Origin of the sequence: Aestuariivirga sp. (genome assembly GCF_037139295.1) — a bacterium.
Classification (GTDB): Bacteria; Pseudomonadota; Alphaproteobacteria; order Rhizobiales; family Aestuariivirgaceae; genus Aestuariivirga.
The window spans coordinates 1-13,445 of record NZ_JBAXGR010000014.1; the positions used below are offsets into that span (position 1 = coordinate 1).

The 13,445-nt window shown below is 64.4% G+C and carries 14 protein-coding genes; 7 read left to right on the top strand and 7 right to left on the bottom strand.

Going from position 1 to position 13,445, the window contains the following annotated elements; genetic code table 11:
• A partial coding sequence (locus tag WCJ41_RS06150) for a DUF2794 domain-containing protein (RefSeq protein ID WP_336904961.1) occupies nt 1-320 on the bottom strand: 320 nt, incomplete at its 3' end.
• Between the two features lie 389 nt (nt 321-709).
• Here WCJ41_RS06150 and htpG point away from each other — a divergent pair.
• Nucleotides 710-2,593, top strand: coding sequence for a molecular chaperone HtpG (htpG, locus tag WCJ41_RS06155; RefSeq protein ID WP_336904962.1), 1,884 nt, complete (start codon nt 710-712; stop codon nt 2,591-2,593).
• Between the two features lie 213 nt (nt 2,594-2,806).
• Here the strand turns inward: htpG and efp are convergent, their stop codons facing one another.
• Nucleotides 2,807-3,379, bottom strand: coding sequence for an elongation factor P (gene efp, locus WCJ41_RS06160; RefSeq protein ID WP_336904963.1), 573 nt, complete (start codon nt 3,377-3,379; stop codon nt 2,807-2,809).
• Between the two features lie 95 nt (nt 3,380-3,474).
• Between efp and epmA the strand changes: the two genes are divergently transcribed.
• Nucleotides 3,475-4,509: an EF-P lysine aminoacylase EpmA gene (epmA, locus tag WCJ41_RS06165; RefSeq protein ID WP_336904964.1), complete on the top strand. Its 1,035-nt coding sequence runs from the start codon at nt 3,475-3,477 to the stop codon at nt 4,507-4,509.
• A gap of 167 nt (nt 4,510-4,676) precedes the next feature.
• Here epmA and WCJ41_RS06170 read toward each other — a convergent pair whose 3' ends face one another.
• The 3 genes from WCJ41_RS06170 to WCJ41_RS06180 are packed head-to-tail and all read right to left on the bottom strand — an operon-like array spanning nt 4,677 to nt 7,082.
• Entirely contained in the window at nt 4,677-5,726 is a 1,050-nt protein-coding gene (locus WCJ41_RS06170; protein ID WP_336904965.1) for a MaoC family dehydratase, read from the bottom strand.
• A gap of 10 nt (nt 5,727-5,736) precedes the next feature.
• On the bottom strand, nt 5,737-6,225 hold the full coding sequence (locus WCJ41_RS06175) for a hypothetical protein (protein ID WP_336904966.1): 489 nt from the start codon (nt 6,223-6,225) through the stop codon (nt 5,737-5,739).
• Complete coding sequence (locus WCJ41_RS06180; RefSeq protein ID WP_336904967.1) at nt 6,222-7,082, bottom strand: CoA ester lyase; 861 nt, start codon at nt 7,080-7,082, stop codon at nt 6,222-6,224. Before WCJ41_RS06180 ends, WCJ41_RS06175 begins: the two co-directional genes overlap by 4 nt.
• 129 nt (nt 7,083-7,211) lie before the next feature.
• Between WCJ41_RS06180 and WCJ41_RS06185 the strand changes: the two genes are divergently transcribed.
• Genes WCJ41_RS06185 through WCJ41_RS06205 form a run of 5 tightly spaced genes read left to right on the top strand, consistent with a single transcriptional unit; the run spans nt 7,212 to nt 11,750 of the window.
• A complete protein-coding gene (locus tag WCJ41_RS06185) occupies nt 7,212-8,384 on the top strand; it encodes an FAD-binding oxidoreductase (RefSeq protein WP_336904968.1) in 1,173 nt (390 codons plus the stop codon).
• Complete coding sequence (locus WCJ41_RS06190) at nt 8,384-9,151, top strand: PfkB family carbohydrate kinase (RefSeq protein WP_336904969.1); 768 nt, start codon at nt 8,384-8,386, stop codon at nt 9,149-9,151. Before WCJ41_RS06185 ends, WCJ41_RS06190 begins: the two co-directional genes overlap by 1 nt.
• On the top strand, nt 9,148-9,849 hold the full coding sequence (locus WCJ41_RS06195; RefSeq protein ID WP_336904970.1) for a DUF429 domain-containing protein: 702 nt from the start codon (nt 9,148-9,150) through the stop codon (nt 9,847-9,849). The genes WCJ41_RS06190 and WCJ41_RS06195 overlap by 4 nt, the downstream gene beginning before the upstream one ends.
• 33 nt (nt 9,850-9,882) lie before the next feature.
• Nucleotides 9,883-10,821 carry a bifunctional 5,10-methylenetetrahydrofolate dehydrogenase/5,10-methenyltetrahydrofolate cyclohydrolase gene (locus WCJ41_RS06200; RefSeq protein WP_336904971.1) on the top strand — a complete coding sequence of 313 codons (939 nt, stop codon included), beginning with the start codon at nt 9,883-9,885 and terminating at the stop codon, nt 10,819-10,821.
• Nucleotides 10,818-11,750: a threonine/serine dehydratase gene (locus WCJ41_RS06205; RefSeq protein ID WP_336904972.1), complete on the top strand. Its 933-nt coding sequence runs from the start codon at nt 10,818-10,820 to the stop codon at nt 11,748-11,750. The genes WCJ41_RS06200 and WCJ41_RS06205 overlap by 4 nt, the downstream gene beginning before the upstream one ends.
• On the opposite strand, the gene WCJ41_RS06210 is transcribed toward WCJ41_RS06205, so the two are convergent.
• Complete coding sequence (locus WCJ41_RS06210) at nt 11,743-13,020, bottom strand: FAD-dependent oxidoreductase (RefSeq protein WP_336904973.1); 1,278 nt, start codon at nt 13,018-13,020, stop codon at nt 11,743-11,745. The two genes, WCJ41_RS06205 and WCJ41_RS06210, sit on opposite strands and share 8 nt — an antisense overlap.
• A gap of 24 nt (nt 13,021-13,044) precedes the next feature.
• The gene (locus WCJ41_RS06215) at nt 13,045-13,239 is read right to left on the bottom strand and encodes a hypothetical protein (RefSeq protein ID WP_336904974.1); all 195 of its coding nucleotides are present in this window, start codon (nt 13,237-13,239) and stop codon (nt 13,045-13,047) included.
• Nucleotides 13,240-13,445: the final 206 nt, after the last annotated feature.

A 13,445-nucleotide genomic window follows, 5' to 3' on the forward strand; every position in this document is an offset into this window, starting at 1 on the left:
CCGGTCTGCGCGACGACGGAATACATGCCCTGCTTCCTCGCCAGCGAGGGATCCTTGACGATCCGGTAGAGCGGCACTTCGGAGGCACGGCGGAACACCGAGAACACCGCCTTCTCGCGCCCGAAGTCCATGGCGTAATCACGCCATTCGCCCTCGGCGACCTTTATGCCATAGAAGCCCAGGATGGTTTGCAGTTCCTTGCGGTCGAAGGCAACGCGCTCTTGTGGTTTCTGCGGGTGCGAATGGCTTGAATTATTCTGTCCGGCCGGGGCATTCGCCTCCCAGGGCCGGAGTGGAATTATACCGTCCGTCTTGTCCAACTGCGTGACCCCGCAAGCTCGTGACAGGCTGATGACGAATGCGAGGATGAACCCGTTCGGCAGCCTTGGCAAGCAGCAGCCAGAAATCACTTTTTGGCCGCATTGCGATCAAGCTGCTGCCCATGTCCGAGGCCATAAAAACATCGTTGCCTCTAGCGGCCCGGCTGGTGTTGAGCTTCGGAACTCAGCCCCCCCAGCCCCCCGGATCTCTCTAAGCCAGCCGGGCCACCCCAAGTTTCAGTGTGTTGAGGCGTATTCTCAGAGAGTTTCGAAGGCCGGAGCAGACGATGCTTCGGCCTTTTCTCTTTTGTTTCCGCCTCTTGACCATTGGGCAACGGCACCCGATATCCCTCCCATCAATCACATCACATGCTTGTGAAGAGGGTGACATGGCCACTGACACAACGGCGACCAAAGACGCCACCACGACTGCAACCTCCCACCAATTCCAGGCGGAGGTGGCAAAGCTCCTCCACCTCATGGTGCACTCGGTCTATTCCGACCGCGACGTGTTCCTGCGCGAGCTGATCTCGAATGCCGCCGACGCGCTGGACAAGCTGCGCTATGAGGCGATCGCAAACCCGGCGCTGCTCGAGGGCCAGCCGGACCTCACCATCACCATCACACCGGACAAGGAGAAGAAGACGCTCACCATCACCGACACCGGCATCGGCATGACCGAGCAGGAGCTGGTCGACAATCTCGGCACCATCGCCAAGTCCGGCACCCAGGCTTTCGTGGAGCAGGTGAAGGGAAGCCAAGGCGACGTTCATCTCATCGGCCAGTTCGGCATCGGCTTTTATTCGGGCTTCATCGTCGCCTCCAAGGTGGACGTGATCTCGCGCCGTGCGGGATCGGACAAGGCTTACATGTGGTCTTCCGATGGCTCGGGCAGCTTCACCGTGACGCCAGTCGAGAACGCGCCGCGCGGCACCTCCATCGTCCTGCACCTGAAGGACGACGCGCTGGAGTTCCTCGAGGACTGGAAGATCGAGAGCGTGGTGCGAACCTATTCGGATCACATCGCGCACCCGATCATGCTGGCGGTGGGCGACGAGACGGCGAAGCAGATCAATTCCGCCAATGCCATCTGGACGCGCGCGAAGTCCGACATCACAGCCGAACAGCACAAGGAATTCTTCGGCCACATCTCGGGGAGCTATTCCGATCCTGCACTGACGCTGCATTACCGCGCCGAGGGCCGCAATGAATATACCGTGCTGCTCTATGTGCCGGGCGAGCGCCCCTTCGACGTCTACGACCCGGAGCGCCGCGGCCGCCAGAAGCTTTATGTGAAACGCGTCTATATCGCCGACGACGTGGAAATCCTTCCGGCCTACCTGCGCTTCGTGCGCGGTGTCATCGATTCCGAGGACATGCCGCTCAACATCTCGCGCGAGATGCTGCAGAACAATCCGCAGGTCGCTGCCATCCGCAAGGCTGTTACCAACAAGGTGCTCGCCGAGCTGAAGAAGCTCGCCGACACGGATGATGCCGCCTATCGCAAACTCTGGGACATCTATGGACCGGTGCTGAAGGAAGGCCTCTACGAAGACATGGAGCGCCGCGACCAGCTTTATGAGCTGGTGCGCTTCAAATCCACCAAGGGCGATTGGGTGAGCCTCAAGGACTATATCGCCGGCCTGAAGGAGAACCAGACGGCGATCTACTATCTCACCGCCGAGGATGCCGCCAAGGCCAAGGCCTCGCCGCAGCTCGAAGGCTACAAGGCGAGGGACGTCGAGGTGCTGCTGCTTACCGATCCCGTCGACTCGTTCTGGGTGCGCACGGCGCTCGGGTTTGACGGCAAGCCCTTCAAGTCGGTGACGCAAGGCTCCGCCGATCTCGACCTGATCGCGGCCAAGGATGACGCCAAGCCTGATGCGGCGGAAGATGCCGCAACGGCGGTGCTCAATGCCGCGCTGAAACAGGCACTGGGCGAGCGGGTGAAGGACGTCCGCTCCTCCAAGCGCCTCACGGAAAGTGCGGTCTGCATCGTCAACGACAGCATGATGGACCGGACGCTCGAAAAGCTGCTGTCGCGCCAGAAGGATTCCGGCATCTCGGTGTCCGCACCCATTCTCGAGGTGAACCCCGGCCACCCGCTCATCAAGGCGCTGGCTGCGCTGGTCAAGGCCAAGGGTGCGGCGTCCGTTGAAGATGCGGCCCAGCTGCTGCTCGACCAGGCCTTCATCATCGAGGGTGAGCAGGTGCCGGACCCGGCGAATTTCGCGAAGCGGCTGGCGGATGTGATGCGCAAGGCGTTCGGGTAGTCTTCGTCCTCTCCCGCAAGGCGGGAGAGGAGGGGGCCCCAACGCAGTTGGGGTAGGTGAGGGGACGTCTGGCACACATGCCTCGTGCATTTCCCCTCATCTCCCCGTTGCGTTCCGCAACGGGTCCCGTCTTCTCCCGCTGAAGGAGCGGGAGAAGACAAAAAATAGCCGGGACGAGCCCGGCCATGATGATGACGGTCGTGAGCGAGGAAATCAGTCCTTCGCGCGCTCCACGTAGGACGCATCTTCCGTCTGCACCACGATGCGGGTGCCGGATGCGATGTGCGGCGGCACCATGGTGCGCACGCCGTTGGAGAGGAGTGCCGGCTTGAACGAGGAGGACGCCGTCTGGTTCTTGATGGCGGGCTCGGTCTCGACGATTTCGAGCGTCACGCGCTGCGGCAGTTCGATGGAGATGGGCACGCCGTTGAACAGGGCGATCTGGCATTCCATGCCTTCCTGCAGGAAGGGGGCGCTGTCGCCCAGCATGTCGGCCGGAACCTGGATCTGCTCATAGTTCTCGGGGTTCATGAAGACGTAGTTGTCGTCATCCTTGTAGAGGTAGGAGTGGGTGATGGTCTCGACGAAGGCGCGCTCGAGGGGGTCCGTCGTCTTGTAGCGCACCACCGTCTTCACGCCGTCCGAGATGCGGCGCATGTCGATCGTGGTGGTGGGCGTGCCCTTGCCGGGGTGCATGGATTCGGCCTTCAGCACGACATAGAGCTTGCCGTCCTCATGCTCGATGACATTGCCCTTGCGGACACCACTTGCGATTACCTTGACCAATTTCGTCTCTCGATTTCTGAAGAATTGCCGGATTTGGTTGCGCGGGGTATTAGCAGCGGCCATCCCGGAAGCCAACCCCCCAGGAGAATCAGCCCTTGGCTGCCCAGGACTCACCGTGGTTCGACCCGGCCCGCCACGCCGACCGCCGCCCCTTCCTGCTGGCCCGCAACCGCATCGTGGCGGGGATCCGCCAGTGGTTCGCCGAGCGTGATTTCATCGAGGTGGACTGCGCCGCACTGGCCATTTCGCCCGGTAACGAGGCCCATCTCCATGCCTTTTCGACCGATCTGATCCTGCCTGACGGCTCAACCGAACGGCGCTACCTGCACACGTCCCCTGAATTCGCCGCCAAGAAGCTGCTGGCGGCAGGCGAGCAGCGCATCTTCAACCTGGGCCACGTGTGGCGGAACCGCGAGCGGACGCTGACCCATTCCCCGGAGTTCACCATGCTCGAGTGGTACCGGGTACGGGAGGATTACCAGACCATCATCGCCGATACGCTGGCGCTCGTGCAGCTGGCCGCGCACGTTGCCGGAACGCGGGAGTTTCGCTGGCGGGGGCGGGAGGCCGATCCCTTCGCCACGGCGGAGTGGCTGACCGTCAACGATGCCTTCAAGGCGCACGCCGGGGTGGACCTGCTGGCGACGCTGCGGGCTGATGGCACGGCCGACCGCGATTCACTGGCCGCCGTCTCGCCCGTGGCCTTCGGCAGGGACGAGAGCTGGTCGGATGTCTTCAGCCGCATCCTGTCGGAGAAGGTGGAGCCGCAGCTGGGCAATGGCCGCATCACGGTGCTCTATGAATATCCTTCCGTCGAGGCGGCACTCGCCCGCACCACGGCGCATGACAGGCGCGTCGCCGAGCGCTTCGAGCTCTATGCCTGCGGGGTGGAACTCGCCAACGGCTTCGGCGAGCTGACCGACCCGGAGGAGCAGCGCCGCCGCTTCGTGGCCGAGATGGACGTGAAGGAACAGGTCTATGGCGAGCGCTACCCGATCGACGAGGAGCTGCTGGCAGCGCTGGCAATGATGCCGCCTGCTTCGGGTGTGGCGCTGGGACTGGACCGGCTGGTGATGCTGGCGTCCGGTGCTACGCGGATTGACCAGGTGCTGTGGACGCCGGTGGCGTAGGGCACGTCCTCTCCCGCGTGCGGGAGAGGAGGGGGCCCCAACGAAGTTGGGGAAGGTGAGGGGCCGCGGTCGCCGAACTGATGTAATTGGCCTTCCCTCATCTCCCCGTTGCTGCGCAACGGGTCCCTTCTTCTCCCGCTGAAGAAGCGGGAGAAGACACGCTCGTTCTACCTCACCATCAGCGCCCAGTAATCCAGCTCCAGGATCACCCCCGGCTTGTCCGGCGCGCCGTCCTCCACCGGGAATTCTGCACATGGAACATCACGCGTCGCCCGCGTCACGATGCGCAGCGCGCCGACATCGCTGCGGTCCGGAAGCTCCGCCGTCTCGATGATCTCCGACCATGCGAACACCGTGCCGCCCGCAAACAGCGGTGCCACGTGACGGCCGCCGTTGATGGCGGCGATGTGGAAGGCATTGGCCAATCCGTTGAAGCTCAATGCGCGCGCCAGCGAGATGACGTGGCCGCCATAGATCAGCCTGCGGCCGAAGCGGCCCTGTGCTTCCGAATGCTGGTTGAAATGCACCTTGGCGGTGTTCTGGAAGAGGCGCGTGGCGAGCTGGTGCTCGGCCTCCTCCACCGTCATGCCATCGACGTGGTCGATCTTCTCGCCTGCCGCATAGTCGGCGAAGCGGTGCGGTGAACCAGCGAGGCCGTCATCCCACGTGGCACGGTCGATTGCCGGGCAGGCGCTTCCCAGTGCGACAAGTTCCACGCGCTTCGGCAGTTGCGGCACAACGGCTTCAGGCGCAGGGGCCTCCTCGTCGCGCTTCCTCACCATCACCCAGCGCACATAGGACAAGACCTCCTCACCGCGCTGGTTGGTGCCCACCGAGCGTACATAGACGGTGCCGGTCTTGCCGTTGGAGTTCTCCTTGAGGCCGATCACCTCGGACATGGTCGCGAGCGTGTCACCGGGATAGACCGCCTTGAGGAAACGGCAATCGGCATAGCCAAGATTGGCCACCGCATTGAGTGAAACATCCGGCACGGTCTTGCCGAAGACGACATGGAAGGTGAGCAGGTCATCAATCGGCGCCTGCGGGTAGCCCACGGCCTTCGCGAAGGCATCGGATGACTGCACGGCAAAGCGCGAACCATAAAGCGCTGTGTAGAGTGCCACGTCGCCCACCGTCACCGTGCGCGGCGTGGCGTGGCGGATGGTCTGGCCGAGACGGAAGTCCTCGAAGAAGTTTCCCGGATTAGTCTTTCGCATCTGCTGCTCGCTATTCAAAGATCAGTTCCTCAAGATGGGCCCTGAGGGGTATGACATGCATATGTAAGTGTATTTCGTAGGCCATGCGGAGTGCCGACAATGCATCCTTGCGGCCGTAGGCATTCAGGTGAGACTCGACGACAGCCAGCTCTTGTGCAATGTCTGCCAAGTCGTCGATTGCGTCGCCCGTTCCGACTTCTGGCATTTCATTCGTGATGCATGACGACAAGGCACACCAGTAAAATCCCAGATCCGGAAATCGCGGGCCTATGATGTTCCGCCAGGACTTATAGTCCTCAAGGTAGTCTGTAGGGCGGTCTGTTTCGAATTCCGGAACACAGGCGACGGAATCGCGCAGCACAAATCGAAGCGCATACATGAAGGCGTCGAGCCGTTCTGCGAGTGAGCGCATCGTCGGTGTCGTGTCATCCTTGCCGGAGATGTGGTCCAGGAGACGCTGTGCCTCCGCCAGGGGATCGAGGTCAGCAGTCCCTGTCACGAAATTGCCTCCGCAATGGCCGCCACGCGTTCCGCCATGGCAAGGTGCAGGCGTTCCACCATCTTGCCGTCCACCGTGATGACGCCCTTCGCTGCATTTTCCGGCAGCTCAAACGCCGCGATGATCTTGCGCGCCCAGGCCACTTCCTCGGGCGCCGGCGAGAACATTTCGTTGCAGGCGGCGATCTGGCCGGGGTGGATCAGCGTCTTGCCGTCCATGCCCAAAGTGCGGCCCTGTTCGCATTCGGCCCGGAAGCCCTGCTCGTCGCGGAAGTCATTGTAGACGCCGTCGATCACGTCGAGGCCATAGGCGCGCGCCGCCAGCAGCGTCATCGACAGCCATGGCAGAATGGCGAAGCGCCCGCCGCTGGCCAGCGCGCGCGATTCCTTGAGGAGATCATTGGTGCCCAGCACGAGGCAGGACAGCCTGGCCACCTGGTGCACCGAGGCGATCTCGCGCACGTTGAAGATGGCCATGGGCGTTTCCATCATCGCCCACATGCGGGTCTTTTCCGTGCCGCCCATGCCGACATGGATCTTCGAGACGTTCACGATGTCGCCGGGGCGCGCCACCTTCGGCACGAGGATGGCATCGGGGTTTGCTTCCGCTGCCATCTTCAGGTCGTCGACACCCCATGGCGTGTCCAGCCCGTTGATGCGGATGACGAGTTCGCGCCGGCCGAAGCCGCCGGCCTTCACGGTTGCCGCCACCTTGGCGCGGGCTTCGGCCTTGGCGTCGGGCGCCACCGAATCCTCGAGGTCGAGGATCAGCGAATCGGCGTCGAGGGACTTCGCCTTCTCAAGTGCGCGCTCATTGGCGCCGGGCATGTAGAGGACGCTTCGTCTGGCTCTGAACATCTTGTCTTTTCCGTCTCTTGCTGCACCGCAAGCTAGTCGCCGCAATGCGCCAAGGGAAGCCCACTTTTGGATGATCGGCATGGCTTCTGCTCTTGTGGGGGCTCCAAGCTTTGGGCAATGTCCGCCGCCATGAAAACATATGACGTCGTGATCGTGGGCGGCGGCGTGGTGGGCAGCGCCAGCGCCCATTACCTGCGGAAAAATGGCTTCACCGGCTCCATTGCGCTGGTGGAAAAGGACACGAGCTGGGCGCGAGGCTGCACCGCCCTCTCGGTGGGCGGGCTGCGCCTGCAGTTCTCGACGCCCGAAAACATCCATCTTTCGAAGTTCGGCGTCACGCTGGTCAAGAACCTGAAACAGGAGTTCGGACCCGACGCCGACATCGGCTTCAAGGAGCAGGGCTATCTGATCTGCGCCAGCCCCGAGGGCCTGCCGGTTCTCGAAGAGAACCATACGGTCCAGATCGCCAATGGCGCCGACAATGTGCTGCTGCGTGGGCAGGAGCTGGCCTCTCGCTTTCCCTGGCTGGTGACGGACGGGATCGCCGCGGGCTGCTTCGGCCTCTCGGGCGAGGGCTGGGTCGACCCCTACATGTTCGCCGCACTGTTCCGGAAATCGGCCATCGCCAAGGGCGTCGAGCTGATCCAGGACGAGGTGACGGGTGTGACGCGCGAAGGCCAGCGCATCACCGGCGTCACGCTGGCATCTGGTGAAGCCATCGCCTGCGGCACGCTGGTTAACGCGGCGGGCACCGGGGCTGGCAGGCTGGCGGAGCTGGCGGGCATCGACCTGCCGGTCGGCCCGCGCAAGCGCTACGTCTATGTGCTCGATTGCCCGGCCGCCACCGAGGCGCTGCACAAGGCGCCACTCACCGTCATTCCCGGTGGCGTCTATTTCCGCCCTGAGGGCCGCAACTTCCTTGCGGGCTTGTCACCAGAAGAGCACCAGGAGCCGGACAACCTCGACTGGGAGGTGGACCACAGCTGGTTCGAGGAACACATCTGGCCGGCATTGGCCGAGCGTGTTCCGCTGTTCGAGGCGATCAAGGTCATCAGCGCCTGGGTGGGGCATTATGACTACAACGCGCTGGACCAGAACGCGGTGATCGGCCCGCATCCGGAGGTGACCAACTTGCTCTTCGCCAATGGCTTCTCCGGCCACGGGCTGCAGCAGGGGCCTGCGGCGGGCAATGCGATTTCGGAGCTCGTCATCGATCGCAGGTACAAGACCATCGACCTCACGCGCTTTGGTTTCGAGCGCATCAGGAACAACCAGCCGCTGTTCGAGAAGAACGTCATCTGATGAAGGTGCTCAGCATTTCGAGCCAGGTCGTCTGGGGACCCGTCGGCAATTCCGCCGCCGTTCCGGCGCTGCAGGCGAAGGGCCACGAGGTGCTGGCGCTGCCCACCATCACGCTGTCGAACCACCCGGGCCACGGCGCACCTGCGGGCTTCCGCACGCAGGCCGAAGACATGGCGCGGATGTTTGCGGCACTCGAGGCATTGGGCGCGCTCGCCAATCTCGATGCCATGCTCACCGGCTACTTCGCGACAGTCGGTCAGGTGGAGGAGGTGACAGGGCTTCTTGGCCGTGTCGCCGTGCCCTATCTGCTGGTCGATCCGGTGATGGGCGATCACGGCAGGCTCTACATTCCGCAGGAGGTGGCGGAAGCGATCCGCGCACATCTCGTGCCGCGTGCCCGATGCCTCACGCCCAACGCCTTCGAGCTTTCCTGGCTGTCAGGCCATGAGGTGACGGACGAGGAGAGCGCCATCGCCGCCGCGCGTTCGCTATCACTGCCGGAAGTGCTCGCCACCTCCGTTCCATCGCATGACGGTCTCGCCACGCTGCTCATCACGCCCGACGAGGTTCACTGCATCGTCGCGCCGAAGCTCGCGACGGTGCCGAATGGCACGGGTGATTTTCTCAGCGGCCTCTACCTCGCGGGACGCCTCGGCCATGCGCCGCGCCAGGCATTCGCGGCGGCGATGAAGATGCTGGCCCGCGCCATCGCCCTCAGCTCCGGCACCACGGTGCTGAACGTGGCGGGCGCGCTGCACGGCTCATGACGCCCGTCGTCGGTGTCGACGGCTGCCCCGGCGGCTGGATCGCCGTGCGCTGGGCCGGGACCGTCTCGCATCATCTCTGCCGCAGCTTTGCCGATGTCCTTGCAATGGATGCGGCGGTGATCGCCGTCGACATGCCCATCGGCTTTCCGCATGGGTCGGGCCGCGCCGCCGAGCGCGAGGTGCGGCAGCGGCTGGGCCAGCGGCAGTCGAGCGTCTTCTCGGTTCCTTCACGCGCCGCCGTGATGTGTGCCGACTACCGGGAGGCCTGTTCGGCCAACCTCGCCAGTTCCGATCCGCCGAAGAAGGTGTCGAAGCAGATCTTCCACATCTTCCCCAAGATGCGCGAGATCGATGGCCTTATCACGCCCGCGTTGCAGGCGCGCATCGTCGAGGTCCACCCCGAACTCGCCTTCTGGGCCATGAACGGCGAGACATCATTGCCGCTGCCGAAGAAGGTGAAGGGCAGCCCGCATCCGCCCGGCCTCGAACTTCGCAAGGCGCTTCTCGTGGCGGCGGGCTTCCCGCTCGACAGCCTGCCGTCCCACACTTATCGCCGCGCCGACGTTGGCGCCGACGATCTCCTCGACGCCTGCGCCTGCGCGTGGAGTGCCAAGCGGATCGCCGAGGGCCGCGCCGTTACCTTCCCCACCAACCCGCCGCTGGATGCAAGGGGCTTGCGCATGGCGATCACGGCGTGAGAAAGAGGCGCCAATCGCAAGGAAGTGCCGACAATGACCGTCCAGACTGCCATCCGTCACAATGCCCTGCTGGGCAAGCCCGTCGCCGAGGAAATCACCCGCGCCGTCTACCAGGGGGTTGAGGAGTTGGCGTCCAAGGGCTGGCCGGTGAAGCTCGTCTCCATCACCATCGGTGATGTTCCGGCCGTCAACCTCTATGTGAGGAACCAGGCGCGCGGGGCCGAGAAGGCCGGCATCATGTTTGAGGAGCGGCACCTGCCGGCCACCGTGTCACGCGTCGAGATGCTGGCCATGCTGCAGGCCCTGAACACCGACCCCCGCGTCACTGGCGTCATCATCCAGCGCCCCGTGCCGAAGCATCTCGACATTCGCGAATTGCAGACCGCCGTCCACCCGCTGAAGGACGTGGAAGGCATGCACCCGGCCTCGATCGGCAACATCGTCTACAGCGACACCTCGCTCGCGCCCTGCACGGCAGCGGCCTCGGTCGAACTCCTCAAGCGCACCGGCCTCAGGCTCGAAGGTCTCGAAGTGGTGATGATCGGCCACTCCGAAATCGTCGGCAAACCCATTGCCTTTCTCTTGATGGCGGAAGGCGCCACCGTCACCGTCTGTCATCACATGACGCGCAATCTCGCCGTCCATTCGCGCGCCGCGGATGCGATCTTCGTGGCCGTCGGAAAGCCGCGCTTCATCACGCCCAACATGATCAAGCCGGGCTCGGCCGTCATCGATATCGGCATCAACCAGATCGAGGAGAACGGCAGGAACCTCACGGTGGGCGACGTCGACTACGAGGCCTGTGCCGAAACCGCGGGCTGGATCACCCCGGTGCCGGGCGGCGTCGGCCCCGTCACCGTCGCGATCCTGATGCGCAATGCGCTCACCGCCGCGCAGGCGCAGAAGCGCTATTACGACGATGTCTTCGGCGGCAAGTCGGATACCTTGTTCAGCGTGGCGCCCGCCGCATGATCACGCGTGACGCCATCACCCGCGCCGCAGCGCGCATTGCGAACCACGTGCGCCGCACGCCCGTCGTCTCGGTGACGGTGGAGGGCGTCGAACTCCCCGTTACGCTCAAGCTCGAATTGCTGCAGCATGCCGGCAGCTTCAAGTCGCGCGGCGCCTTCAACACGCTGCTGCAGGCGAGCGTCGGGCAGGGCGGCGTGGCCACCGCGTCTGGCGGCAACCACGGTGCCGCCGTCGCCTATGCGTCACGCCAGCTCGGCCACCGCGCCAAGATCTTCGTTCCCGAAATCTCGTCGCCCGCCAAGGTATCCCGCATCGCCTCCTATGGTGCGGACGTGGTGCAGAGGGGTGCGAATTATTCCGAGGCCCTGGCACTGTGCGAAGCCTGGATCGCGACAAGCGGCGCCACCGGCGTGCACGCCTATGATGCCGAGGCAACACTCGAAGGCCAGGGCACGCTGGGTCGCGAATTGGAGGAGCAGGCGCCGGGGCTCGATACGCTGCTCGTCGCCGTGGGCGGCGGTGGCCTCATCGGCGGCATCGCCGCGTGGTACCAGTCCGGCGTGAAGATCGTGGGCGTGGAGCCCCAGACCTGCAACACGCTGCATGCCGCCATGGCGGCGGGCGAGCGCGTTGCGGTGAAGCCTTCGGGGCTTGCCACCGACTCGCTCGGCGCCAGCACGGTGGGCAAGCTGATGTTCGAGATTGCGAAGCATCACGTGGCGCAGGTGACGCTGATTTCGGATGACGACATCCGCAACGCCCAGCGCCACCTGTGGCGCGAGATGCAGCTTGTTACCGAGCCGGGTGGTGCCGCGGCCTTCGCCGCGCTGCTGTCGGGTGCCTACAGGCCTGAGAAGGACGAGCGCGTCGGCGTCGTCGTGTGCGGCGCCAACACCTCGATGGATGTGTTCGGTCAGCTCTTCACGTGAATTTCAGCACGGCGTCTGCCGCGTCCTCGCCGGAAATCACGGCGCCCTCGAACCAGCCCGCCTGCGCGCGCGCATAGTCGGAGGAGGCAAAGGCAATGCGCCCTTCCGGCCGCCAGTTGGCGGCATCGAGGCCTGCCTCATGGCCTGCAAGTGCCGCCACCCATGTGCCGCGCGCGAAGGGATCATTCACCCAGTCGTGCCAGTCATGCGAGATGACGCGCGCATTGGGAAACAGCTTTGCAGCCTGTGACCTCACCCATGCGGGGTCGGCGGGATGGTTGCCCTCCTGCATGAGCCCGAAACCCACGATGTAGGTCGTGCCATTCTCGGCGCGCTCGGCAAAGGCGAATTCGATGCCGCTGCCATCGCCCGTCACCAGCGTGCCGACGGGAACGCCTTCCGCCCTGATCCACAGCTTGAAGGACCTTCCGCCATGGCCTGCGGCCAGTGCTGCGGTCTTGCTGTCCGACAGCCACGGCGTGAAGCCGATGCGCGGCATCTGGTTGATGCCCAGTGCAACGATGCAGGCCCGCGCCCGGTGCCGCTGCGAGCCTGCCACCACCTCCACATGCCCGGTGTCCTGCATCACCTGCGTCACCGGATCATCGAGGATCAGCTCGGCGCCGGAGCCCGCAATCATGCGCTCCGCCAGGACGCCCATGCCCGGCACCACCGTGTCGGACCAGAAGCGGATCATGCCTTCGGCAAGGCCGTTGTCATAGGAACAGCTCGCCAGGAATTCCGAGGCTGCCACCTTGTGGTGGTCGCCATTCCCTGACACCGTCCACCAGGCGGAGAACAGGTCGCGCGTCGATTTGGGGCAACCCAGCCGGTCGAGATAGGCGGCAAAGGAGACGCCCGTCAGCGCCTCGCCCTTCTCGTTTTCGGTGAGGCCCTTCTTGAGCAGGATCGAATCAACAGCCACCCGCGCGATGGCGCGTTCATGCGCCGTCACGTCATCGGGTGCGGCAGCGCCATTGCCCTGCAGCACGCCGTCACGCAGCCACAGCCGGTTGGCAATCGCGTGGCGCGGGCGCAGCGACATGCCGTGTTCGGGCACCAGTGCGCGCAGACGGTCATGCCAAGGCGTGATCCAGGCCCCGCCGAATTCCAGCTGGGGCCCGTCACCCGCATAGGCCTTGGCATAGCCGCGCCCGCCGCAGCGGTCGCGCGCCTCGATGACGCGCACCCGCTTGCCGGCTTTCGCCAGTTTGCGTGCAGCGGCCGCACCTGCAAGCCCCGCACCCACCACGATCACATCTGCATTCATTGTCCGAGGCTAGCACCTGTCCTTTCACATGAACAACCGTCCTGCAGTGACCTGGTAGCGGATGCGCTCCTGCGCTTCGCGCAGTTCCTGCTGCATGCGATGAAGCTCGCGCGGTTCGATGGGCGTGTCCTGCCGCTTCAGGTGTGTGTTGAGTTTGCGGGCTGCTGCCTTCGCCATGCCGATGCTGGGGAAGAGCAGGTCGAATTTGAGAGAGAACATGCAAAGCTCCATCGCGAGAACATGGGGCGACCCATGCGCGTGAAAGATCCGTGAGTCGGCGGCGCGATGCGCGGGCACATGGCGCAGAGCACCATGCACGGCGCGAGGCCGGCGACAGGTTCAGTGATGTGATGAAAGCGCCTGAAGCGCGAAGGATACGCTATCCGCCTGAGGCCCGAGCCTCAGTGCGGCCCGGAGATCAGCAG

Excerpts from the sequence above, each read along its gene's own strand:
- WCJ41_RS06180 (WP_336904967.1), bottom strand. The coding sequence starts at position 7,082 with ATGTTCAGAGCCAGACGAAGCGTCCTCTACATGCCCGGCGCCAATGAG.
- WCJ41_RS06170 (WP_336904965.1), bottom strand. The coding sequence starts at position 5,726 with ATGCGAAAGACTAATCCGGGAAACTTCTTCGAGGACTTCCGTCTCGGC.
- WCJ41_RS06200 (WP_336904971.1), top strand. The coding sequence starts at position 9,883 with ATGACCGTCCAGACTGCCATCCGTCACAATGCCCTGCTGGGCAAGCCC.
- WCJ41_RS06195 (WP_336904970.1), top strand. The coding sequence starts at position 9,148 with ATGACGCCCGTCGTCGGTGTCGACGGCTGCCCCGGCGGCTGGATCGCC.
- htpG (WP_336904962.1), top strand. The coding sequence starts at position 710 with ATGGCCACTGACACAACGGCGACCAAAGACGCCACCACGACTGCAACC.
- WCJ41_RS06185 (WP_336904968.1), top strand. The coding sequence starts at position 7,212 with ATGAAAACATATGACGTCGTGATCGTGGGCGGCGGCGTGGTGGGCAGC.
- WCJ41_RS06190 (WP_336904969.1), top strand. The coding sequence starts at position 8,384 with ATGAAGGTGCTCAGCATTTCGAGCCAGGTCGTCTGGGGACCCGTCGGC.
- WCJ41_RS06205 (WP_336904972.1), top strand. The coding sequence starts at position 10,818 with ATGATCACGCGTGACGCCATCACCCGCGCCGCAGCGCGCATTGCGAAC.
- WCJ41_RS06210 (WP_336904973.1), bottom strand. The coding sequence starts at position 13,020 with ATGAATGCAGATGTGATCGTGGTGGGTGCGGGGCTTGCAGGTGCGGCC.
- WCJ41_RS06215 (WP_336904974.1), bottom strand. The coding sequence starts at position 13,239 with ATGTTCTCTCTCAAATTCGACCTGCTCTTCCCCAGCATCGGCATGGCG.